The following is a 23,055-nucleotide window of genomic DNA, read 5'->3' as shown; positions in this document are numbered from 1 at the left end:
CGCGTGCCCGACGGAAAATACGGGCATGGCGAGACACATGAGCAAGGACGAATGGCAGGCCTTCGTCTCCGAGGGGACACGCACCGCGAAACTGTCCACCGTACGGGCCGACGGGAGTCCGCACATCGCGCCCGTCTGGTTCGTGCTGGACGGCGACGATCTTGTCTTCAACACCGGCAGGGAGACCGTGAAGGGACGCAATCTGCTGCGTGACGGCAGAGCGGCGCTGTGTGTGGACGACGAACGTCCGCCGTTCGCCTTCGTGGTGATCCAGGGACGCGCCGAAATCGACGAGGAGCCGGAGCGGTTGCGCACCTGGGCGACGCGGATCGCGGCGCGGTACATGGGTGAGGAGCGCGCGGCGGAGTTCGGGGAGCGCAATGGAGTACCGGGTGAGCTGGTGGTGCGCCTCAAGGCCGACAAGGTCTCGGCCTTCGCCTCCGTCGCCGACTGACACGACGGGCCGACACCTCGGACCGACACGGCGGGCTGACACGCCCGGCCGTCCGGTCCGCGGCGGATCGCGACGGCCCGGACGGAGCAGGGCCCGCCCCGCGGCAGACCGACTGGCCCCGCGCAGAGCGAAAGGAGTGGGCCCCGGCTCCGCTCTCCGCGCGGTCGGGGCCCACTCCGTCACGGCAGGCTTCCCCCTCGCCGCCGTCGGCCGGCGGGTGTCAGGCGGCGGTCGGCAGGCTCAGCCCCTCGACCGGACCCGAGAGCGCGGCCTTGAAGAAGTGGCTCGCGTCATCCGCGAGCACCTCGCTCTCCCCCTTCTCCAGCGCGGTGAGAACCGCGCGCGCCACCGCCCGGGGATCGCCCTTGGGCACGTCCAGCGCCCGGATCATGTCGGTGTCGGTGTAGCCGAGATGCACACCCACCACCTGGGTGCCCTGCGGGGCCAGTTCCAGCCGGAGCGAGTTGGTGAGCGACCAGAATGCCGCCTTCGTCGCACCGTAGGCGCCGCTGCCGGCCGCCCAGGACAGTGCCGAATGGATGTCGACCAGTGCGCCGCCGCCCTGGGCCGCCAGGATGGGGGCGAAGGCCTGAGCCACCCTCAGCGCACCGAAGACATTGGCCTCGAAGAGCTCCTTCACGGCGTCCAGGTCGACCGTGACGAGGGAGCCGACGGCACCGATCCCCGCGTTGTTGAAAACGATGGAGACATCGTCCGCGACGCGCGCCAGCTCCGCCACCGAGTCCGCGTCCGTCACCTCGAGCGGTACGGGAACGACCCTGGGGTCGGGATCGGCGACGGGCGTACGGGCGGTGGCGTACACCTTGGCGGCCCCCGCCTCCAGCAGTTCCTGTACGAAAGCCCGGCCTAGTCCGCGCTGTCCACCAGTGACCAGGACGGTTGCTCCGCTGACGGCGGTCATGACGTTCTCCTTGGATGACGGTTCATAACGACATAGTCGAAATCGATTTGCCTCTGTCGCCAGCGTGCTCGCCCTCGCCGACATAGTCAAGTAGGATTCGGTTATGTCTTGGGCAGCCAGTGACCGGTACCGCGTACGCCAGGCTCCCGACGGACTCGCACTGGTGCAGGAACTGATCAACACGCGCGCGATCCAGCAGTACGCGCCTGATCTGCTGGCCGACCGTGGGTCCGCCGAGGAGTGGCTGACCGGTGCCGCCGGGGAGTGGGCGCGGGTCCGGGGCCTCGACACCCCCGACTGCACGCTGTCGGCGTCGGATCCTCGGACGCTCCGCGAGCTGAGGTCGGCCTTCGCGGAGATGATCGCCGCGGCGGGAAGCGGCGTGCCCGGGTCCGAGCGGACCGATCACGGCGTGCCGGTGCGGCTCGCCCCCGACGCCCAGGGCCAGGTACGGATGATCCCGGTCGGCCGGGGATGCCAGTGGCTCGAATCGGCGCTCTGGTCGGAGACGCTGCTCGCCCAGCGTGCCGGCCTCTGGCCCCGGCTGAAGCTCTGCCGCAGCGTCGCGTGCGGGTCCGCCTTCTACGACACGTCACGCAACAACAGCGGTGTCTGGCACGACGTGCGCATCTGCGGCAATGCCGTCAATCTCCGCGCCTCACGGGAGCGCAGAAAGAGCAGAGAGGGCAGCCGGACCGATCGGCAGGCGTGAGCACCCGGACCGATCGGTGAGACCGATCGGTGAGCGGGGGCACCGCCGCCGACCGGCGGACTCCCCGGATCAGGGAGCCGTCGCCAGCCGGGCGGCCCGGATCGTCAGATAGTCGCGCTCCGGAAGACTGGTCGTACGACGTGCCGCCTCCCGGTAGTTCTCCACCGCGCCCTGCCGGTCGCCCGCCATCTCCAGCAGATGGGCGCGGACCACCGACAACCGGTGATTCCCGGTCAGTCGGCCCTCCTTGTCGAGCGACTCGAGGATGCCGAGCCCGGCCTCCGGCCCGCGCACCATCGCGACGGCCACCGCCCGGTTGAGCGAGACGACCGGATTGGCGCCGAGCTGCTCCAGCACTCCGTACAGCGCGAGGATCTGCGGCCAGTCGGTGTCCGCGGCCGTCGCCGCCTCGTCATGGACGGCGGCGATCGCCGCCTGGACCTGGTACGGACCGAGGGGTCCTTTGGGCAGGGTGGCCGTGATCAGCGCCGTGCCCTCCTCGACCGCCCGCGCGTCCCAGCGGCTCCGGTCCTGCTCCGCCAGCGGGACGAGCTCACCGTCCGGACCGGTGCGTGCCGCGCTTCTGGCATGGGTGAGCAGCATCAGCGCCAGCAGTCCCGCGACCTCGCTGTCGTCCGGGAGCAGTCCGTACGCGGCCCGGGTCAGCCGGATCGCCTCCCGGGACAGCTCGATCCGTTGCAGATCGGGCCCTTCGCCGGTCGCGTACCCCTCGTTGAAGATCAGATAAAGGACATGCAGCACGGCGTCCAACCGCCGCTCGCGATCCTTGCCGTCCGGCATCAGGAACGGGATCCCCGATGCCTTGATCCGCTGTTTGGCCCGGCTGATCCGCTGTCCCATGGTCGCCTCGGGCACCATGAAGGCGCGGGCGATCTCGGCCGTCGTCAGACCGCCCACACAGCGCAGGGTCAGCGCGATCGCCGCGCTGGGTGACAGCGCCGGATGGCAGCACAGGAAGAGCAGGATCAGCGAGTCGTCCCGGTCCACCGGCGCGTCGCTGTCCGCGGGCGGCGCCGACCGCCGGTCGGCGGGCACCTGTCCGGCCACCAGGTCCTCACGGCGGCGGCGCGCCTGCTCGCTCCGCACCCGCTCGGTCATACGGCGGCTCGCGACCTGGATCAGCCAGCCGCGCGGATTGCCCGGCACGCCCTCGTGGGGCCACTGGGTCGCCGCCGCCAGCAGCGCTTCCTGTACGGCGTCCTCGGCGGCGCCGAAGTCCCCGTACCGGCGGGTGAGCACGCCGACGACCTGCGGCGCCAGGGTGCGCAGCAGGTCCTCGGCGGATGTGCCCCCGGGGCCCGCGCCGGCCGTGGTACCCGGACCGGTGAACGGGTCGGTGGCCCGGTCGGCGGCCCGGCCAGCGGCCTGACTCGCCGGACCGGCCGTCCGACCGGTTCGCGGATCCGTCGTTCGGTCGGTGAGGGGCGTCGGATCAGTCAGTGCTCACATCTCCTCGGGCGGTCCCGCCATCACCTGGCGTACCTCGATCGGCATGTTCAGCGGCTTGCCGCCGGGGCCCGGAGCCGTGGACACATGCGCGGCGAGCTCCACCGCCCGCTCGGCACTGTCGCAGTCGACGATCCAGTACCCGGCCAGGAATTCCTTCGTCTCAGGATAGGGACCCTCGGTGACAACGGGCGCCCCGCCGCCGCCCCCGGCCCGTACGATCCTGGCCTGGTCGGGCCCCGCCAGCCCCTCGGCCGTCACCAGCTCGCCCGTCTCCGCGAACTTCGTGTTGGTGTCGCGCATGAAGGCGATATGGGCCTGGATCTCCTCCGGCGCCCACTCCGTGACCGGCGGGAAGTCCACGGTCTTCTCACTGAACTGCATCAGCAGCATGTACTTCATGACCTTCTCCTCACTGTCGCGCCCCTGCGGGCGCTCTCACGGACAGGTAGAAGCACGCGCCGCGATTTCGACGTCCTCGACGAGGACGCGGGAAGATTCTCAGAAAAAGTTAGCCGCAATCTCCGCGGCCCGCGCGTCGCGGTGCGGGCCGCTCCTACGGGAGCATGCCGCCATGGCCCACGATCACACACATGTACGAGAATTCTTCGGTGCCAGGGCGGCCGGCTGGGACACCCGCTTCCCGGACGACGGTCCCGCCTACGCCGCGGCCGTCGCCGACCTCGGGCTGCGTCCCGGTGACGCGGTCCTGGACGCGGGATGCGGGACAGGGCGCGCGCTGGCGCCCCTGCGGGCCGCCGTGGGCCCGCGGGGCACGGTGCTGGGAGCCGATCTGACCCCGGAGATGCTGGCGGAGGCCGGACGGGCCGGGCGTGGCCGGAGCGGGCGGCTGCTGCTCGCCGATGTGGGCCGGCTGCCGCTGCGCCCGCGTTCGTTGGACGCGGTCTTCGGCGCGGGGCTGATCTCCCACCTTCCGCGCCCTGCGAAGAATCTGCGCGAGCTGGCCAGGGTGGTGCGGACCGGCGGCCGACTGGCGCTGTTCCATCCCCTCGGCCGTGAAGCACTGGCCGCCCGGCAGGGACGGCGGATCACGGACGACGATCTGCGGGCCGAGCCCCGTCTCGGTCCCCTGCTCGCGGATTCCGGCTGGCGGCTGGAGTCGTACACCGACGAGGACTCCCGCTTTCTGGCGCTGGCGGTCCGCCAGGACTGATCCGGCGGCGGCACCGGGCGCTTCCCGTGGCCACACGGCCCGTTCAGCGGTGCACCGGGCACGGGCGGTCTTCTGCCGGAGCCCCGCCGACCGTACGTTGGAGGACGGGAACCGCGGGACGGGAAGCTCCGTGACCGAGAGTTCCTTCGCGGACCGCGCGGTCGCTGACCGTGACGTGGCAGACGTGACGTGGCAGACCGCGCGGTGGCAGACGTGACGTGGCAGACAGCGGCCGCGCCAGACAGCAGGGGGAAGGTGGACCCGTGTTCGACAGAGTGCGCAGGCTCCTCGGTACGGATCGTGCCGCTGCCCCGGCCACCGAGCCGCCCCGCCCCCGGCGGGGCAATCTGTTCGAGGCCGCCGCCACCTATGTCTCGGCGTCTGCGGAGGACGATCAGCGGCGGGCCGACGAGGCGGCGTCCTGGGTCTCGCCCGAGGCACTCTCCTTCGGTGTCAGCGAACTCGCCTGCCGTGCGGTCATCGCCCTCGCGCGGGAGCGCGACGAGTCCCCGCAGACCGTGGCACGGAGCCTGCTGGGCCTGCCCGCCCTGTGACGAGCGGCTCGTTCGCCCTGTGACGAGCGGCTCGTTCCGGACTCTCGACGTCCGCGTCACCCACTGGCTAGGGTGCGCCGACAACGGATCGGATGGGGAGGTGCCGTGGCCGGAACGGACGACTCCGTGGACGATGACCCGCTGTATGTGCTGACCGCCGCGCTGCTCACACCCGCGCGATTTCCCACCGTGCTCGGCGACGATTATCCGGAGGCCTGTGCCGCCCTCGGGCTGGAGCCCTACACCCGCGGATACGGCCTGGTCATGGGCCAGGACGCGGAGGGAGCCCGCTGGACGGTGGTGGTGGACGACGTCTCGCTGGTCGCCGTGGCGATCGCGTCCTGGGACTGCGGTATCGCGTACGACCTGTCGCCGGGGGAACGGACCGTGGTCCGCGCGCTGCCCGGCTGGCCCCTCGCCCTGTCCGTACGGGCGCCCGGCCTGCCCGCCCCGCACGACCCCCAGCCGGATCCCGGCTCCGACGAAGGCGATGTGAACGGGAACGGGAACGGGGAAGCGGACGGGAGCGGGGAAGCGGACGGGAGCGGGCAGGCCGACGGTCACGGAGACAGCTCCTGGCGCCCGCTCACCCCACCCGACACCGACGGCTGGGGCCCCGCCCAGCGCCGGCTCGGTGCGGACGAGGTCGCCCTTCAGTGGGCGGTATGGCGGGAGCGGATCGCCGGCGCGGTGCCCGCGACCCCCGACGCGGAGACCGCGACCGCCGACTCCGCGAACGCGAGGACTCTGAACGCCGAGACCCCCGACAGCGCGGAGAGCGACCGGGAACCGGCGGCCTCCGCGCATCGGGGGGTACGGCACGTACTGGACGAGCTGCGCTCCTATGTCGAATCCGCCCCGCCGCTCGGGCGTGTCCGCTCCAGCTTCGCCCCGGACGAGGCCAGGACACTGCGCGCCGACGGCCCCGGCTGGTCGTTCGTCGCCAGGACCGACGACATGGCGTTCGTCCTGCTGGACGAGGAGCCGGGCGAGGTCCTGCCGGTCGGCCGTGGCACCGAACTGCCCGCGCTGCTGATCGCGCTCGACAGGATGGCCGTACGTCCGGCCTGACCGCTCGCACGGTCAGGCCGTCGTCATCGCGCCTCGGCTAGCGCCGACATCGCACCGCGTCCCCCGGGCTCCCGCCGGCTCAGCGGCCTATCTCTTTCCGGCTGATCCGGCGCAGCCTGCGGCGCTGCGACGGGTCCAGCATCAGATACGCGGCGGCGGGCACTCCCAGAACCACCAGCAGCGAGAACCAGAACCCGATCAGCGGCATCAGGAGAAGGCCTACGGCCACTCCCCCGATGACGAGCTTCGTCCTTGTCGACATCGACGCCTCCTTGCGCGGCAGAGCCGCTCCTGCTCGGTGAACGCACACCGGGGTCCGGCAGTTCCACTATGCGCCCGAGCGCAGCGGTTCGCCGACATGGTGCATATGGCCGAGCGCCTGCCGGTACGACTCGATGAGTCCCGTCTCGGTGTACGGAATGCCCAGCGCGAGGCAGTGCGCACGGACCAGGGGCTGGGCGAGCCGCAGATGGGGGCGGGGCATGCTCGGGAAGAGATGGTGCTCGATCTGATAGTTCAGCCCGCCCAGGAACCAGTCCGTGAGCATGCCGCCCCGCACATTGCGCGAGGTGAGGACCTGCCGGCGCAGATGGCCCCAGCCCTCGCTGTTCTCGGGGTCGGGCATCTCCATGCCCTTGTGGTTCGGCGCGAACGCCATCCCCAGATGGAGACCGAGAAGCATCTGGTGGATCAGCGCGAACACGACGGCCTGGCCCAGGGTCATGGTCGTCAGCAGCAGCGTGAGATAAAGGACGACATGGGCCGTGAGGAGCAGGCCCTCCACCACGCGCTTACGGGCGGGCATGCCGTCGTCCTCGGGCCCGGAGGATCCGGTGAAGACGGCCCGGAAGCCGTACACCTTGAGGGCGATGCCCTCCAGTGTGGTGAGCGGGAAGAACAGCCACGCCTGGTGACGGGTCAGCCAGCGACGCAGACCGGAACGGCCGGCCGTCTGATGCTGGGTGAAGACGAGGATGTCGGCGGCGACATCCGGGTCCTTGTCGATGTGGTTGGGGTTGGCGTGGTGCCTGTTGTGCTTGTCGTTCCACCACTCCTGGCTCATTCCGAGCAGCAGATTGGCGTGGACGAGCTGCACCAGCCGGCCCCTACCACGGTCGGCGGTGACTTGGCAGTGTCCCGCGTCATGGCCGACGAACGCCATCCGCGCCGACAGGACGGCCAGCGGCGGTGCGAGAAGCAGCGTCCACCAGGACGGGCCGAGAAGCGCCATTCCCGTGACGATCGCGCCGAGGAAGAGGAAGTTGACGGTGATCCCCCGGGCGTACCAGGCGGCCCGGCGTTCCAGAAGGCCCTGTTCCCTCACCGTCCGCAGCAGGGGCGCGAAGTCGCTACCGCCCGCGCGGCCGACGACGGGGTCGGGTATGGGCTCCGCGATGGGGGCGGTGGCGGCTTGGGGCATGTCGGTCTCCGGTCTGTAGGCCGATGTCCAGCGAGGGAAGGTCGCGCCGACGGCGCTGACCTCTTGAAACGTACGGGGAGGGGACTCCGGCGACCATGAGGCCACCACCCGGAAAGGGCGGGGGCTTCCCGGGGGGCGACGGTGGTGCTGGCTACACCCCGTCGACCAGGCGTGAGTCAGGTCACGGTGGCGCCGCTCCCGCGTGGCTTCGCGGTGAGGTACCCTCGGCGGCTCCGACCCGCAGTAGTCAAACTTGAGGAATGCGTCTTCGCTGTGCACAGGCTCCCCGCGGCAACGCCCTCCCGGCTCTCCGAACTCGCCCGATGCTCCACGGTCTTTCTGCCCGCGGACCCGGCCCGCACCGGCCGGATCGCCCACTGGCACCCCGACGGCGCGGAGCCGCCGTCCGCGCCGGGCTCCGTGGAGGAGCTGGCTGTCGTCGACACCGATGGCCACCCTCTCACGGTCGGAGCGCTCCTGATGCCCGTGGCAGTGGCACTTCCGCTGCTGACCAGGGCCCGTACTCGCGCGGACGCCTCGCCGTCGACGGCCTTCTGGGGCGCTGCCACCCTGCTGGCTCTGCAACTCGCGTCCCGCGGACGGCTGTTGCCGGGTCTCACCGGGACGGACCATGACGCGTGGCGGGCCGGGCCGCTGACCGGGGAGGATCTGGAGCGGATCCGTACGCTCGCCGCCTCGATGCCGCCCTCCGCCCATGCCGTCCCTCTCGGTGCGGCGCCACCAGGATCGCTCCTGCTGCCCGCGCCCGAACGGCTGTTGCGGGACTTCCTCGACGCGGTGGCCGACGGGCTCCCCCGCACACCCGCCGCCGAACTCGCCGCCGCGGGGCCCGCCTTCACCGCCACGCCGGCCAACCGGTTCCCCGGGCTGCGCGGATGGGCGGCCGATGTGGCCGCCGGCCATGACGCGGGTGTACGGCTCTCCCTCCGCGTCGAACTGCCCGGCCTCCCGGACGCACCGGTGCCGGACGCGCGAGTCGCGGGCCCCGGCACCGGCCCCGGCCTCGGCCTCGGCCTCGGAGACGGACCCGCGGACGGACCCGCGGATGGTGTGGGTCCAGGTACACATACAGGTACAGGTACAGGTTCGGGACCAGGTGCCGTTGAGACGGCTGAGGCGGGCCTCGTCTTCCGTGCCGTACTCCAGATGCACAGCGTCAGCGATCCCACAGTCGTCGCCGATGCCTCCGCCGTGTGGCCGGGTACGGGATCCACCGGTACGGCCTTCGGCCCGCGCGCCCGGATGGACGCCCTGCTCGCCCTGCGCCGCGCCGCCCGCGCCTGGCCACCGCTCGCCCCGCTGCTCTCGGCCGCCGTACCGGACGCCATCGAACTCGCGGACGAGGACATCACCGATCTCCTCGGCGAAGCCTCCACGGCGCTCGCCGCGACCGGCGTCCAGGTCCACTGGCCCAAGGAACTGGCCCGCACACTGACGGCACGCGCGGTCATCGGCCCCGACGACACCACACCACCCGTCCCCGGCGGCCGGGCGGAGAGCGACGCCGACCGCGCCGGCCGGGGGAAGACCGGCCAGGAAAGCCGCCACGTCCAGGACGACCGGGACGGTCCGTACCGGACGACCGGCACCGATCTGCCCGCCTTCCTCTCGGCCGACGCCCTGCTCTCCTTCAACTGGCTCTTCGCGCTGGGCGATCAGCGGCTCACCCGCGCCGAGCTGGACCAGCTCGCCGAGGCGAGCCGCCCCGTGGTCCGGCTGCGCGGGCAGTGGATGCTGATCGATCCCGCGGAGGCCAGACGCGCCCGGCAGAGCCAGAACCACAAGATCACTCCGCTCGACGCCCTCGGCGCCGTACTGACCGGCTCGACCGAGGTCGAGGGGCGCCGGGTCGAGGTGGCGGCCACCGGCTGGCTCGCCCGGCTGCGCGACCGTCTCGCCGATCCCGAGCGGACGGGAAGCGACGAACAGGAGATCGGCCCGCCCGCGGCGCTCACCGCGACCCTGCGCGACTACCAGCTCCGGGGGCTCAATTGGCTGCACCGTATGACCTCGCTCGGTCTCGGCGGCTGTCTCGCCGACGACATGGGCCTCGGCAAGACCATCACCCTCATCGCGCTCCATCTGCACCGGCAGACCGACGTCTCGGCCGCCGGTCCGACCCTGGTCGTCTGTCCGGCCTCGCTGATGGGCAACTGGCAGCGCGAGATCGAACGGTTCGCGCCCGGCACGCCCGTACGGCGCTTCCACGGCACCACCCGTGACCTGGAGAGCCTGGAAGCGGGGGAGTTCGTCCTCACCACCTACGGCACGATGCGGCTGGACGCGGCCGGACTCGCCGGCGCCGACTGGGGCATGGTCGTCGCCGACGAGGCGCAGCACATCAAGAATCCGTACTCGGCCACCGCCAGGGCGCTGCGCACGATCGATGCCCGCGCGAGGGTGGCGCTCTCCGGCACCCCCGTGGAGAACAACCTCTCCGAACTGTGGGCGATCCTCGACTGGACGACTCCCGGGCTGCTCGGCCGACTTGGCACATTCCGTACCCGGTACGCACGGTCCGTGGAGAGCGGCGACGACCCGGCGGCGGCCGAGCGGCTCGCCGCGCTGGTACGCCCGTTCCTGCTGCGCCGCCGCAAGTCCGACCCGGGCATCGCGCCGGAGCTGCCGCCCAAAACCGAGACCGACCGGGCCGTCTCCCTCACCCCCGAGCAGGCGGGACTGTACGAGGCGCTCGTACGGGAGACCCTCGCGGCGATCGCGGCGGCGGACGGCATGGAGCGGCGCGGGCTGATCGTCAAGCTGCTGACCGGACTCAAGCAGATCTGCAACCACCCGGCGCAGTTCCTCAAGGAGGATCGGCCGCGTATCGCGGACCGCTCGGGAAAGCTGGATCTGCTGGACGAGTTGCTCGGCACCATCCTGGCCGAGGGCGCGAGTGTGCTGGTCTTCACGCAGTATGTACAGATGGCGCGGCTGCTCGAACAGCATCTCGCGGCGCGCGGTGTGCCCACCCAGTTTCTGCACGGCGGCACACCGGTCCCCGAGCGCGAGGCGATGGTGGACCGCTTCCAGAACGGTGAAGTGCCGGTCTTCCTGCTGTCGTTGAAGGCGGCGGGCACCGGGCTCAACCTCACCCGCGCCGAGCATGTCGTCCACTTCGACCGCTGGTGGAACCCCGCCGTGGAGGCTCAGGCGACGGACCGCGCGTACCGCATCGGCCAGGACCGGCCCGTACAGGTGCACCGGATGATCACCGAAGGCACGATCGAGGACCGGATCGCCGACATGCTGGCCCGTAAGAAGGAGTTGGCCGACGCGGTGCTCGGTTCCGGCGAGACGGCCCTGACCGAACTGACCGACACCGAGCTGGCGGATCTGGTGGAGCTGCGAGGAAGCGCGCGATGAGCGGTACGTACTACACGGACGAGAGGGACGACGGGGACGAGAGGGACGACACGGATCCCACGGATCCCACCGCCGCCACGGACCGAGGGGACACCCGGCACATGCGGGAAACGCGGGAGAGCCGGGAGACCCGGGACGACGTCGAGCGCACCTTCGCCGCCCCCGCGCCCCCGCGTGGCCGCGGTTTCGCCCACACCTGGTGGGGCAGGGCCTGGCTCAAAGCTCTGGAGGAGACCGCGCTCGACGGCGCGCCGCTGGCGACGGGACGCAGACACGCCCGCGAGGGCGCGGTGGGTGCCGTGACCGTACGGCCGGGAAGGATCACCGCGGTCGTACAGGACCGGGACGGTACCGCGTACCGCAGCGATGTGCTGTTGCAGCGGCTGAGCGAGGAGGAGTGGGACCGCTTCCTGGACATGGCGGTGGACCGGGCGGGCCATATCGCGGCGCTGCTGGACCGGGAGATGCCGCCGCACCTGGTCGAGGACGCGGCGGCGGCCGGGGTCGAACTGCTTCCGGGGATCGGCGATCTGGAGCCGGAGTGCGGCTGCGAGGCATGGGACCACTGCGCGCACTCGGCGGCGCTCTGCTATCAGATGGCCAGGCTGCTGGACCAGGATCCGTTCGTCCTGCTGCTGATACGCGGCAGGAGCGAGCGCCGGCTCCTCGACGAGTTGCATGTGCGCAGTGTCGCGCGGGCGTCGCGGGCCGGCGGTGCGCGGGTCGGCGGTACGGAGGAGGGGACGCCGGACCCGGAGGCGGCCGTCTCCGAGGCGGCGGGCGTGGACGCCGTGACGGCCTTCGCGGCACGGGACATACTGCCGCCGCTGCCCGCTCCCCCGCCGGTGCCACGGGAGCCGGGACAGCCTCCGGCCCTCGACGCCGGGACAGATCCGTCGCTCACGGCCGGTCCGTCGTCCGGAGCCGATGGGCCGCCGGGGGCGGACGCGGACGTGCTGGAGTTCCTGGCCACGGACGCGGCGGCGCGGGCCCTGCGCATGCTGTCCGACGCGCTCGCGCCCGATCATGAACAGCAGCCGCTGGAAGCCGAATTGACGCTCCGTCAGGACAGTGTCAGGCTCGCCGCGGCGACCTCCGACACCCGTCTCCTGGCGCGGCTCGCCGCCGGCACCGGCCGGCGGCGCGCGGAGCTGGACCTCGCCGTACGCGCCTGGCGCCTCGGTGGCGCGGCGGCCCTCGCCGTACTGGAGGACGACTGGACACCGGAGCCGGAGGCCCTCGCGCGGGCGCGAGCGGCTCTCGACACCGCCTGGGAGGACGGGGACCGGCCCCTGCTACGGGCCATGGGCGCGGGCCGCTGGTCGGTCGCCGACGCGTCGGCACAACTGCGGTACGGACGCGACGGACGCTGGTGGCCCTACCGGAAGGAGCTCGGACGCTGGGCCCCGGCGGGTCCCGCCGCCCATGATCCGGCGGCGGCCCTGGCGGACGCGCTGGACGAGGGCTGACGGAGAGCCGCCGGAAGGTCGGGGAAGGGCCGGGGCGGACGGAAGAGGCGAGGAAGGCCCGACGGGGACGGAAGGCGGGGCGGGAAGGCAGGGTGGGAAGGCGGGGACGGCCCGACGGGGACGGGGGCGGAAGGCGGGGACACCGGCCAAGAGCCTGGTCGTCGCCGCTTCCGTCCGTGTGTCCCGTCGCCGTACGGTGAGGGCCGCGTATCTCCGCCGGCCGAGAACGGGAGCAGCCCGCCCATGAGTGACCCCAGGATCCTGACCGTACGCCCCGAGAAGGGCGAGTACGCCTGGACTTTCGGCGGCGCTCCGCCCGTCGCGCGCATCACCCCGGGTACGGTCCTGGATCTGTTCACCGAGGACTGCTTCGCCGGTCGCGTACGGTCCGAGAAGGACCTGGTGTCCGAGGTCTGCGAGTTCCCCTTCCTCAATCCGCAGACCGGCCCCTTCCATATCGAGGGCGCGGAGCCCGGCGACACGCTCGCCGTGCACTTCGTCTCGATCCGGCCCGCCCGGGACTGGGCCGCGTCCACGACCGTGCCGCTCTTCGGCGCGCTCACCTCCACCCATACGACGGCCACGCTTCAGCCGCCGCTCCCGGAGGTCGTCTGGATGTGGCAGCTCGACCGGGCGCGCGGCACCTGTCTGTTCAGCGCTCGCGACAGCGATATCGAGATCGAGCTGCCGATGGACCCGATGCACGGCACGGTCGGGGTGGCCCCGGCCAATCTGGAGGTACGGTCCGCTCTCGTACCCGACGCGCACGGCGGGAACATGGACACCCCGGAGATGCGGGCCGGGGTCACCTGCTATCTCGGGGTCAATGTCGAGGGCGCGATGCTCAGTCTGGGCGACGGGCATGCCCGCCAGGGCGAGGGCGAGACCTGCGGGGTCGCCGTCGAGTGCGCCATGAACACGGTGGTGATCGTCGAACTGCTCAAGGGCGTCGCGACTCCCTGGCCGCGTATCGAGTCCGACACGCACATCATGTCGACCGGCTCGGCGCGGCCCCTGGAGGACGCCTTCCGTATCTCCCAGCTCGATCTGGTCCAGTGGCTGAACCGCGACTACGGGCTGTCGGAGCTGGACGCGTACCAGCTCGTCAGCCAGGCCGGCGAGGCTCCGCTCGCCAATGTCTGCGACACCAACTACACCTGTGTGGCGAAGATCCGCAAGGAGTGGCTGCCCGCCGGTGAACCGCATCGCGGACTGCACCGCCATCTTCGCGAGACGGCGACCGTGCTGCCCACGGGCTGACGGGGGGCAGACCGGGCAGCCTCCTGATCCCCCCAATCGTCGCTTCTCGTTGACGGCTTCCCGTCGACGGCCGCCCGGCGCGACGTCGCGTGTTCGCCGTCGCGCCGGGCGCCAAGGCGCGGGCATCACACCGTCCTGCGGCTGTCAGGACGCTTGCCGGGCGGTGTCGCCGGGGTGACGATGGTCGGGTCCGGCCCGTCCGACCGGGGAGGCCGCGTTGTCCGACACCTGGGTGGCCCTCGAAGGGGGCACCGATCCGGCCGAGCGCCGTGGCGTACTGCGCCGGGCGCACGAGTCGTTCGCGACCGCCGGCCGGGTCGAGCGGCCCGTACGGCCGGTGGTCGCCGCCTCCTGGCGCCGCTCCGCCCGTGCCCGGGTGAGCCCCGAGGGCACGGCACGCGTCGAGCTGACCGACGACGGACTCGCCTCGTACCGTGACGCGCATCCCCTCTCCCGAATGATGCCGCTGTTCCGTGAACTGATGGGCGCGTACGCCATGGACGGCGAGCATCTGATGGCGGTGTGCGACGCGCACGGCAGACTCCTGTGGGTCGAGGGGCACAGGGCGACCCGGCTGCGCGCGGGCCGGATGAACTTCGTCCCGGGGGCCCGCTGGTCGGAGGCCGTGACCGGAACGAACGCGCCGGGTACCGCGATCGCCGTGGACCGGCCCGTGCAGGTCTTCGCCGCCGAACACTTCCAGCGGCCCGTCCATCCCTGGACCTGCGCGGCGGCGCCCGTCCACGATCCTTACACGGGACGGCTGCTGGGCGCGGTGGACATCACCGGCGGGGACCGGCTGGCCCATCCGCACAGCCTGGCCTTCGTCGGCGCGGTCGCACGGGCCGCCGAATCGCAGCTCGCCCTGCTCGCCCCGCAGCCCGCCGCCGATTCCGTACGGCTGTCGGCGCTGGGCCGCGACGAGGCGCTGCTCATCACGGCGGGCCGCAAGGTCGCACTGAGCCGCAGGCACAGCGAGATCCTGACCCTGCTCGCCCGGCGTCCGGAGGGCGCCACCGGCGATGAGCTGCTGGTGGAGTTGTACGAGGACGAGTCGGTCAACCCGGTCACGCTGCGCGCCGAACTCTCCCGGCTGCGCGGGCTGCTCGGCCCCGGGCTGCTGCGCTCGCGCCCGTACCGGTTGGCGGTCCGCGTCGACGCGGACTTCGACACCGTGGCACGGCGGCTGGCCTCGGGCTCGGTGGCCGCCGCGCTGAGCGCGTACGAGGGGCCGCTGCTGCCCGGCTCGCAGGCGCCCAGCGTGGTACGGCTGCGGCGGCGCCTCGCGGACCAGCTCCGCGCGGCACTGATCGCCCGGGGCGACCCGGGGCTGCTGGCCGACTGGGCGTACAGCCCGTGGGGCGAGGACGATCTCCCGGTCTGGCGGGCGCTCGCGTCCGTACTCCCCGTACAGCAGCGGCCCGCCGCGCTCGCGCGTGTGCGTGAACTGGACGCGTGGCAGCGGCCCTGACACGGATCGCGCCAGGGCGCCAGGGGTGTTCCGCGTACGGCCATCTCGGGCGCACGGATGTACGGATGTACGGGCACCGCACCGGGCGTTCGGCGCGGCGGCGGACGGGCCGTCGACCCGTCCGCCGGCCGGGGCCGGTCAGGTCGCGCCGATGGCGGCTGCCAGCATCGGCAGCGCACGGGTGAGGGAGCGTTCCCAGTAGGGCCAGGTGTGGGTGCCGGGGCCGTAGCGGTCGGCGGTGACGGTCAGGCCGAGGGCCTGGGCACGGGCTATGTAGTCCCCCGCCATCAGGTCGAGCACCGCCTCCAGGGCGTCGGGAGTACGGTCCGGCGGGTCGAACGGGCCGGGCAGACCGTTGCCGCTGCTGACGTACACGGGGAAGCCACGGGGGAGGCGCGAGACGAGTTCGTACGCGTTGTGTCCACGCCAGAGGGCCGCCTGGGCCGTGGGGTCGCCCCACAGATCGAGTGGTTCGAGTCCCTGTCCCCTGACGATGTTCTGGATCCCGGTCGTGTAACGCGCCGTGTTGACGAGTCCGCTGAAGGACGCGGCGGCGCGGAAGAGCGTCGGATACCGGGCGGCGTAGTACAGCGCGCCGTGTCCGCCCATGGACAGTCCGGCCACGGCGCGGCGGTCGTTGGCCCGCAGCTGCTGTTCCAGGATCCGGCGGACCTCGGTGAGATGGAAGGTCTCCCAGGCGGGAGCGCCGTACCGGCCCTGGTTCCACCAGTTGGCGTAGAAGCCCGCCGGGCCGCCCTCGGGCGTCACGATCAGGGCAGGCGTACTCGCCGTGATGGCGGCGGCGTTGCCCCAGCCGGTGGAGCCGGGGCCGCCGCAGCAGCCGTGCAGCAGATAGAGCACGGGCCAGCGGCGCGTGGGTGAATCGGCCCAGCCGGGTGGCAGCAGCACGGTGGCGTTGGCGGTGCGGCCCAGTGCGGGTGACTCGATCCGCAGGTTCACGGTGCGTTCGTCGACCCGCTCGGCGGCCAGAAGGCGTGCCCGGCGGCGGGCGGAAGGTGGCGCGGCGGACGCGGACGCGACGGACCCGGAGACCACGGATCCGGAGACCAGGGCCCCCGCGCCGGTGACGGCGAGCGCGGCGACGGCCCGCCGCCGGGTGAGGGGGCGCGGGGCGGACAAGTCGGTGGCGGAGCGGGGCGGTTGGGACATGGTGTCTTCTCCGTCTCTCTTCGAGCTCTCTCCGGTCCGTGCGGGGTACGTGCGGGTGGAGCGTGAGGTACGTGCGGGTGCCGGGCGGTGCCCGTGCGGGCGCCGGACGGTGGCCAGGTCCGGGCAGCACGGTGGTGCGCATTGTGCGGACCATGACAATCCCTTATTTGTCTTACGTCAGCGCCCGGGGCGTGTAAAGGGTTCTCACTCGGAGAGGGGTGAACGTCTCTTCGGCGCAGCTCGGTCGACAGGAAGCGCTTTCCCCAGGGGCTCTGCCGCACGGGAGTCCGGCAGCGGATTTCCGACGTGCCGGAGCCTTACCGGATCCGTCGGCGAACGGAGGTGGCGTGCCCACCGGCCACCGTCCCTCGCACTGCGAACCGATCCCGATCTCCTTACTCTCGGTTCACAGGCACCACGGTGTGTGTCGATGTGAAGGAGCGTCATGCCGGAGCTGTTCATCGGCGGCGGACGGGCCGAGGGCGCGGTACCGCGCGGAGGCGGCGCGCGGCCGGACGATCAGGCTCTTGCCTTCGGCCGCGAGCCGGGCCTCACCGGACCGGCGGAGCGCCGGGAGATCAGGCATGTGCGGCACGATCTCCCGCCGAGACCGCGGGGGTGGTTCGGGTGAGTACAGGACCCGAGCCGGAACCCGAGCGCACCTTCGGCAGCTCCCACACCGGCGACTCCCCCATCTCCCCGACCTTTCCCACCTCCCCGACCTCCCCCACCTTCGCCGCCGGGATCAGTTACATCTCGATCCTGGCCGGCACCTTCCAGCTCTTCTACTTCGGCGTCGAATTCGCGGGGCCCGGCTACTGGTGGTCATGGGCCATGGTCTTCCTCGGCCAGCTCATGGTGGCGCTGTGCTTCTGCGAGCTGGCCGCCCGTCGTCCGGCCTCCTGCTCGGTCCACAACGGGGCCAAGGCGCTCGGCGGTCCGCACATCGGCTGGCTGGGCGGCTGGATGACGGTGACGGCCACCCTGGTCTCCCTCTCCGCGGTAGCCCTCGCCTACCAGATCACGCTGCCGCAGATCTCGGAGTTCTTCCAGTTCATGGGGACCGGCACGGGCAGAACCGACGCCGCCGCGAACGCCGTACTGCTCGGCTCGGTGCTGATCGTCCTCACCACCCTGGTGAACGTGTTCGGAGTCAGACTGATGGCCCGGATCAACTCGGCCGGCCTACTGGTCGAACTGATCGCCGCCCTCACCCTGATCGCGCTGCTCGCCTCCCATCTCACGCACGGACCGGAGGTGATCGACCGGACAGCCGCTTACGGCGTCGGTGAGTCGCTCGGCCATGTCTGCGCCTTTCTGACCGCTGCGCTCGCCTCCGCCTATGTGATGTACGGATTCGGCACGGCGTCGTCATCGCCCGGTGGGGAGTCGGCCGGAGAGGGGTCACCCCGTGAGAAGCCGCCCGGTGAGGGGTCACCCCGTGAGGACCCGCCCGGTGAGAAGCCGCTCGGCCCCGGCCGCGACGCACCGCGCGCGCTGCTGCGGTCCGTTGTCGTCTGCTTGCTGATCGGCGGGCTCACCCTGCTGTTCGCCCTGCTGGCCGTGCCCGATCTCAACTCCGCACGACTCTCCGTGGACGGCCTCCAGTTCGTGGTGCTCTCCACCCTCGGTCCGACCGTCGGCGCGACCGTACTGTGGTGCGTGGTCATCGCCATCACCGTCTGCGCGCTGGCGGTCCAGGCGGCCGGGATCCGGCTGATCGTCGCGATGGCCCGCGACAGCTCTCTGCCCGCCGCCTCGCTGCTCGCCCGGGTCGGTCCACGGTCCGGAACCGCGGTGGCCCCCGCGATCGTCACCGGCCTGGTCGCCGTCGGTGTTCTGGTGATCAACGTCGATCAGCCGCACATCTTCTCGGTGGTCAGCGGTATCGCGGTCGTCATGATCTATCTGGCCTGTCTGACCGTCACACTCCCCATGCTGGTGCGGCGGCTGCGCGGCACCTGGCAGCCGACGTCCGAGGGGCACTTCTCGCTCGGCCGGTTCGGGCTGCCGGTCAATCTCCTCGCCGTCCTCTGGGGAATCGGCATGTCGGTCAATCTCGCCTGGCCACGCTCCGAGGTCTACGGCGCGGAGCCGCCCTTCCCCTGGTATCCGCGCTGGGGCGTGCTCCTCTTCGCCACCGTCGTCGCCGCGGGCGGCTTCACGTACTACTGGCTCGTCCAGCGCGAACGTACGGGTGCGGTCCAAGCGCACCGCTCCGGTGCGACGGACCCGCCGTCCACCGCGCCCACGGCAACCTGATTGCAACGTACCGGTCCCTACTGTCCGACGTGCGGCGTCCAACGGCGGGCGCCGCGGAAACCGGGAGGCCACCGAAATGACCCGTTACACAGCACCCGGCAGCGACGGCGCGATCGTCTCGTACGCGTCACGCTACGACCACTGGATCGGCGGGGAGTACGTCCCGCCGGCCCGCGGGCAGTACTTCGAGAACCCCAGCCCGGTCAATGGCCGCCCCTTCACCGAGATCGCCCGTGGTACGGCCGAGGACGTCGAGCGGGCCCTGGACGCGGCGCACGGCGCGGCACCCGGCTGGGCGAGTACCCCGGCGGCGGAGCGCGCCAATATCCTCAACCGGATCGCCCACCGGATGGAGGAGCGTCTGGAGGAACTGGCGGTCGCCGAGAGCTGGGAGAACGGCAAGCCGGTCCGCGAGACCCTGGCGGCCGACATCCCGCTCGCCATCGACCACTTCCGCTACTTCGCGGGCGCGCTGCGCGCCCAGGAGGGCTCGCTCAGCGAACTGGACGACGACACCGTCGCGTACCACTTCCACGAGCCGCTCGGTGTGGTGGCCCAGATCATTCCGTGGAACTTCCCGATCCTGATGGCCACCTGGAAACTGGCGCCCGCGCTGGCCGCGGGGAACGCCGTCGTACTGAAGCCCGCGGAGCAGACCCCGGCGTCCATCCATCTCTGGATGAGCCTGATCGCCGATCTGCTGCCGCCGGGCGTGGTCAATATCGTGAACGGTTTCGGCGTGGAGGCCGGCAAGCCGCTGGCGTCGAGCCCCCGGGTGGCCAAGGTCGCCTTCACCGGCGAGACGACGACGGGGCGGCTGATCATGCAGTACGCCTCGGAGAACATCAAGCCGGTCACCCTGGAGCTCGGCGGCAAGAGCCCGAACCTCTTCTTCGACGACGTCTGGGCCGCGGACGACGACTTCCGTGACAAGGCGCTCGAAGGTTTCACCATGTTCGCGCTGAACCAGGGCGAGGTGTGCACCTGCCCGTCACGGGCACTCATCCAGGACGGCCACTACAACGAGTTCCTGGAGGCGGGCGTGGCCCGCACCGAGGCGATCGTGCCGGGGAACCCGCTGGACACCGCGACGATGATCGGAGCGCAGGCCTCCAACGACCAGTTGGAGAAGATCCTCTCGTATGTGGACATCGGGCAGCAGGAGGGCGCGAAGATCCTGACGGGCGGTCAGCGGATCGAGTACGACAACGAGTTGGCGGGCGGCTACTACGTCCAGCCGACCATCTTCCAGGGCCACAACCGTATGCGGATCTTCCAGGAGGAGATCTTCGGCCCCGTTCTCGCGGTCACGTCGTTCAGCGACTTCGACGACGCGATCAAGACCGCGAACGACACGCTGTACGGACTCGGCGCGGGCGTCTGGACCCGCGACATGAACACCGCCTACCGCGCGGGCCGCGCCATCCAGGCGGGCCGCGTCTGGACGAACTGCTACCACACCTACCCGGCACACGCCGCCTTCGGCGGCTACAAGCAGTCGGGCATCGGCCGCGAGAACCACCGGATGATGCTGGAGCACTACCAGCAGACGAAAAACCTGCTGGTGTCGTATTCGCCGAAGAGGCTCGGCTTCTTCTAGACGCATGGAAAAAGGCGCCTGGACTGCGGCGGCCCGCGATGTCGTCACGGCATTCCCCGCCATCGAGGTGGCCGCTCGGGTCAGCCGCGCCTGTACGCACCGTGTTGGGCGGTATCCGGCGCGGCAGTTCGTCGACGTGGGTACAGGAATCCCGGCCGTGCCCGACGACACATGAACCCGTACGGCATCGTGGACCGCCTGCTGGGACGGCTGGCACCGGGCTCGTACCTGAGCCTGACGCACCGCACCAGCGACTTCGCCCCGGACGTCTGGAAGGCACGGCGGGCGCGCCCGGATCCCCGGCTGCGTTCGCGCCGCCCGCTCCGCCTACAACCTGGCGAGCCACGCGGCCGTGGTCGGTCCGAACCGTCCGTCGCGGACACTGCCCACGAGGACGGCCGGTTTCAAGGGCCTTCGGGCTGGTCGGTCACTGCGGGGTCCTTTCCTCAGGAGGGTAGGCGCGCAGCCCTCCGACCGCGGCACCGAGGCCGAGCGCCCCGGCCAGGGAGACCGCCAGGAGTGCGGGACGGTAGCCGTCGGGCGCGGTGAGCAGAGCGCCGACCACAGGCAGCATGACGACGCTACCGATCTGGACGCCGGCCTGATAGACCGGCATCGCCGTGCCGCGCAGCGCCGGTCCGACGCTCTGTGCCGCTTGCATGTTCAAGGCCGCGAAGGCCAGTTGAAGAGCGATTCCGACCAGCAGGAGCGCCGGCAGCGGGCCGGTCGCGTACGAGGTCGTCTCCGGGCGCAGCAGGAGAAACGTCACGCCCGCGAACGCTGAGAGGGCCCCGGCGGCAATCAGCCTCGGGGTACCGAACCGCTCGACGACACGCCCCGCGAACCCGACCGAGAGCGCCAGCGGCAGACAGGCGGGCAGCAGCGCCAGCGAGATCTGCCAGGGCCGCCAGCCGAACGCGCCGCTCGTCCACAGTGTTGTCAGCAGCAGCCCGATGAAGGTCCCGTTGAGGGTGGCCGCGCCCAGGGTGGCGCGCATCAGGGGACCGTTGCGCAGGATCGCCGCGGTGAGCCGCCGCGGCGCCTGCCGTACGGAGTCCGGAATCACCCGCAGTCCGCACACCAGCAGCACCAGCGCCACCGGGGCGGGGAAGAGGAACGTCCACCGCCAGCTGTCGGCGACCAGCACCCCGGCGAGCAGCAGCCCGACGGTGAACCCGGCCGCGCCGAACAGCGAGTAGACCGACAGCGCTCTGCGCTGCCGCGGCCCGTCGGGGAACGTGGCGGTGATCAGCGTCAGCCCGGCCGGGGCGGTCAGCGCCGCGCAGGCCCCTTTGACCACCCGGGAGGCGATGAGCAGCGCCAGGCTGTCGCTCAGACCCCCGATGACGGAGGCCGCGGCGAAGACCAGCATCGCCGCGAGATAGACCCGGCGCAGTCCCCACCGGGCGGAGATCACCGGTCCGGACATCAGCATCGCGGCGAATCCGAGGGCGAAGCCACTCATGAGCCACTGCACCGACCACAGTGTCAGCCCGAGGTCGGCCCCGATCAACGGGAGGGCCACGAGGACCACCGAGACCTCGATGGCGTCGAGGACCATGTTCCCCGAGAGGACCACCAGCAGCAGTGACCGGCCGCGCTCGGTCCGGGCGGGAGCCGTCCGGTCGACGAGCGGCTCACTCACCGCCCGGTACCCCCCTCCTGATCGGTGCCGGACAGCTTCGCGAGCAGTACCGGCAGCCGTTCGCTGATCAGCTCGATGTTCCTCGCCACCAGGTCGTCCGGCATCCCCGCGATACTCGCCCAGAAGATGAGGTGCTTCACCGGAAGCCCCTTCGTCCGCTCGTGGATGCGAACGGCGGCATCCTCCGGGGTGAGGATCTCCAGCGTGGCCCAGGATCCGTCAGCGGGACGGTCCGGGAAGTCGTCCGGCCCGAGCAGCGGCGGCTTGGGATGGTCGGTGCCCTCCACCGACCCCTGCCGGTAGGTGTTCATCTGATGGGCCAGATGGGGCGCTATCCGGGACCAGGCCGCCTCGGGATCGTCGGCGAGGATCACCGGCAGCAGGTCGGACACCCGGGCGATCTCCGGATCATGGCCGCCCTCGATCAGACCTTCACGGTAGTGCTCGAACAGCTTGTGCGAGATATGCAGCAGACCGATGCCCAGCCGGCCCGCGATGCGCACACCGCGCGGGCCGTAGAAGCCGCCCCACACGGGCACCGGGCTCTGGACGGGCCCTGGCGTGATACCGCCCTCGGCCCACAGTCTGCGGACCTCGCGGATGTTCCGCTCGACCATGGTGAACCGGCGGCCGAACTCCGCGTCGAAGAGGTTGTACTCGGGCACCCGGTATCCGGCGCCGACACCGAGTTCGAGCCTGCCGCCGCTGATCAGGTCGACGATCGCGGCGTCCTCGGCGAGCTGGGCGGGCTTGCGCAGATTGGGCAGCACCACCGCCGTGCCGATACGGACACGACGTGTGCGGGCCGCCGCCGCGGCGGCGAAGGTCAGCGGCTGCGGCAGATAGCCGTCCTCGAAGAGATGGTGCTCGGTGAACCAGACACCTCCCGCACCGCGCGCGTCCGCCTCCTCGCAGAACTCCAGTGAGCGCGCGTAGTGGTCGGCCCAGGGCCGGTGCCAGGCGTTCGGATTGCGCAGGTCGAAGAGAATCCCGACATCCATGCTCCGGTCTCCGTTC

Annotated in this window: 20 protein-coding genes; 12 read left to right on the top strand and 8 right to left on the bottom strand. The window is 71.4% G+C overall.

Annotated elements, in window-relative coordinates:
* The first annotated feature begins 25 nt into the window (after positions 1-25).
* Positions 26-454 (top strand): PPOX class F420-dependent oxidoreductase, encoded by a 429-nt coding sequence (locus ACWGDX_RS22695; protein ID WP_453628196.1) that lies wholly within the window; start codon positions 26-28, stop codon positions 452-454.
* Between the two features lie 220 nt (positions 455-674).
* Here ACWGDX_RS22695 and ACWGDX_RS22690 read toward each other — a convergent pair whose 3' ends face one another.
* On the bottom strand, positions 675-1,376 hold the full coding sequence (locus tag ACWGDX_RS22690) for an SDR family oxidoreductase (RefSeq protein WP_453628194.1): 702 nt from the start codon (positions 1,374-1,376) through the stop codon (positions 675-677).
* Between the two features lie 103 nt (positions 1,377-1,479).
* Between ACWGDX_RS22690 and ACWGDX_RS22685 the strand changes: the two genes are divergently transcribed.
* Positions 1,480-2,088 carry a CGNR zinc finger domain-containing protein gene (locus ACWGDX_RS22685; RefSeq protein WP_453628192.1) on the top strand — a complete coding sequence of 203 codons (609 nt, stop codon included), beginning with the start codon at positions 1,480-1,482 and terminating at the stop codon, positions 2,086-2,088.
* Positions 2,089-2,157: 69 nt separating this feature from the next.
* Here ACWGDX_RS22685 and ACWGDX_RS22680 read toward each other — a convergent pair whose 3' ends face one another.
* Positions 2,158-3,381, bottom strand: a complete 1,224-nt coding sequence (locus ACWGDX_RS22680; protein ID WP_453628267.1) for an RNA polymerase sigma factor — start codon at positions 3,379-3,381, stop codon at positions 2,158-2,160.
* 171 nt (positions 3,382-3,552) lie between these two features.
* A complete protein-coding gene (locus ACWGDX_RS22675; protein ID WP_453628190.1) occupies positions 3,553-3,957 on the bottom strand; it encodes a YciI family protein in 405 nt (134 codons plus the stop codon).
* A 172-nt stretch (positions 3,958-4,129) separates the two neighbouring features.
* Here ACWGDX_RS22675 and ACWGDX_RS22670 point away from each other — a divergent pair, with 172 nt between their 5' ends.
* The 3 genes from ACWGDX_RS22670 (at position 4,130) to ACWGDX_RS22660 (ending at position 6,354) form a co-directional block, all read left to right on the top strand.
* The gene (locus tag ACWGDX_RS22670; RefSeq protein ID WP_453628188.1) at positions 4,130-4,729 is read left to right on the top strand and encodes a class I SAM-dependent methyltransferase; all 600 of its coding nucleotides are present in this window, start codon (positions 4,130-4,132) and stop codon (positions 4,727-4,729) included.
* A gap of 263 nt (positions 4,730-4,992) precedes the next feature.
* Positions 4,993-5,283 (top strand): hypothetical protein, encoded by a 291-nt coding sequence (locus ACWGDX_RS22665; protein ID WP_453628186.1) that lies wholly within the window; start codon positions 4,993-4,995, stop codon positions 5,281-5,283.
* A 105-nt stretch (positions 5,284-5,388) separates the two neighbouring features.
* Positions 5,389-6,354, top strand: a complete 966-nt coding sequence (locus tag ACWGDX_RS22660) for a hypothetical protein (protein ID WP_453628184.1) — start codon at positions 5,389-5,391, stop codon at positions 6,352-6,354.
* Positions 6,355-6,433: 79 nt separating this feature from the next.
* Here ACWGDX_RS22660 and ACWGDX_RS22655 read toward each other — a convergent pair whose 3' ends face one another.
* Together ACWGDX_RS22655 and ACWGDX_RS22650 are read right to left on the bottom strand one after the other, a co-directional pair.
* Positions 6,434-6,616 carry a hypothetical protein gene (locus ACWGDX_RS22655; RefSeq protein WP_453628182.1) on the bottom strand — a complete coding sequence of 61 codons (183 nt, stop codon included), beginning with the start codon at positions 6,614-6,616 and terminating at the stop codon, positions 6,434-6,436.
* A gap of 66 nt (positions 6,617-6,682) precedes the next feature.
* Positions 6,683-7,774 (bottom strand): acyl-CoA desaturase, encoded by a 1,092-nt coding sequence (locus ACWGDX_RS22650; protein ID WP_453628180.1) that lies wholly within the window; start codon positions 7,772-7,774, stop codon positions 6,683-6,685.
* Positions 7,775-8,047: 273 nt separating this feature from the next.
* Here ACWGDX_RS22650 and ACWGDX_RS22645 point away from each other — a divergent pair, with 273 nt between their 5' ends.
* The 4 genes from ACWGDX_RS22645 (at position 8,048) to ACWGDX_RS22630 (ending at position 15,361) form a co-directional block, all read left to right on the top strand.
* A complete protein-coding gene (locus ACWGDX_RS22645; RefSeq protein WP_453628178.1) occupies positions 8,048-11,161 on the top strand; it encodes a DEAD/DEAH box helicase in 3,114 nt (1,037 codons plus the stop codon).
* The gene (locus tag ACWGDX_RS22640) at positions 11,158-12,630 is read left to right on the top strand and encodes an SWIM zinc finger family protein (protein WP_453628176.1); all 1,473 of its coding nucleotides are present in this window, start codon (positions 11,158-11,160) and stop codon (positions 12,628-12,630) included. The genes ACWGDX_RS22645 and ACWGDX_RS22640 overlap by 4 nt, the downstream gene beginning before the upstream one ends.
* A gap of 243 nt (positions 12,631-12,873) precedes the next feature.
* Entirely contained in the window at positions 12,874-13,890 is a 1,017-nt protein-coding gene (locus ACWGDX_RS22635; protein ID WP_405983494.1) for an acetamidase/formamidase family protein, read from the top strand.
* Positions 13,891-14,107: 217 nt separating this feature from the next.
* The gene (locus ACWGDX_RS22630; protein WP_453628175.1) at positions 14,108-15,361 is read left to right on the top strand and encodes a GAF domain-containing protein; all 1,254 of its coding nucleotides are present in this window, start codon (positions 14,108-14,110) and stop codon (positions 15,359-15,361) included.
* A 138-nt stretch (positions 15,362-15,499) separates the two neighbouring features.
* Here ACWGDX_RS22630 and ACWGDX_RS22625 read toward each other — a convergent pair whose 3' ends face one another.
* Positions 15,500-16,531, bottom strand: coding sequence for an alpha/beta hydrolase (locus ACWGDX_RS22625; RefSeq protein ID WP_453628173.1), 1,032 nt, complete (start codon positions 16,529-16,531; stop codon positions 15,500-15,502).
* A 445-nt stretch (positions 16,532-16,976) separates the two neighbouring features.
* Between ACWGDX_RS22625 and ACWGDX_RS22620 the strand changes: the two genes are divergently transcribed.
* The 3 genes from ACWGDX_RS22620 (at position 16,977) to exaC (ending at position 20,393) form a co-directional block, all read left to right on the top strand.
* The gene (locus tag ACWGDX_RS22620; RefSeq protein WP_453628171.1) at positions 16,977-17,162 is read left to right on the top strand and encodes a hypothetical protein; all 186 of its coding nucleotides are present in this window, start codon (positions 16,977-16,979) and stop codon (positions 17,160-17,162) included.
* Entirely contained in the window at positions 17,150-18,793 is a 1,644-nt protein-coding gene (locus tag ACWGDX_RS22615) for an APC family permease (RefSeq protein WP_453628169.1), read from the top strand. Before ACWGDX_RS22620 ends, ACWGDX_RS22615 begins: the two co-directional genes overlap by 13 nt.
* Before the next feature lie 76 nt (positions 18,794-18,869).
* Entirely contained in the window at positions 18,870-20,393 is a 1,524-nt protein-coding gene (exaC, locus tag ACWGDX_RS22610; protein ID WP_453628167.1) for an acetaldehyde dehydrogenase ExaC, read from the top strand.
* A gap of 427 nt (positions 20,394-20,820) precedes the next feature.
* Here exaC and ACWGDX_RS22605 read toward each other — a convergent pair whose 3' ends face one another.
* Entirely contained in the window at positions 20,821-22,038 is a 1,218-nt protein-coding gene (locus tag ACWGDX_RS22605; protein ID WP_453628166.1) for an MFS transporter, read from the bottom strand.
* On the bottom strand, positions 22,035-23,039 hold the full coding sequence (locus ACWGDX_RS22600; RefSeq protein ID WP_453628164.1) for an LLM class flavin-dependent oxidoreductase: 1,005 nt from the start codon (positions 23,037-23,039) through the stop codon (positions 22,035-22,037). The genes ACWGDX_RS22605 and ACWGDX_RS22600 overlap by 4 nt, the downstream gene beginning before the upstream one ends.
* Positions 23,040-23,055 lie beyond the last annotated feature (16 nt).

The organism is Streptomyces sp. NPDC055025 (assembly GCF_053608565.1).
This window is presented reverse-complemented; position numbering and strand designations above follow the sequence as displayed.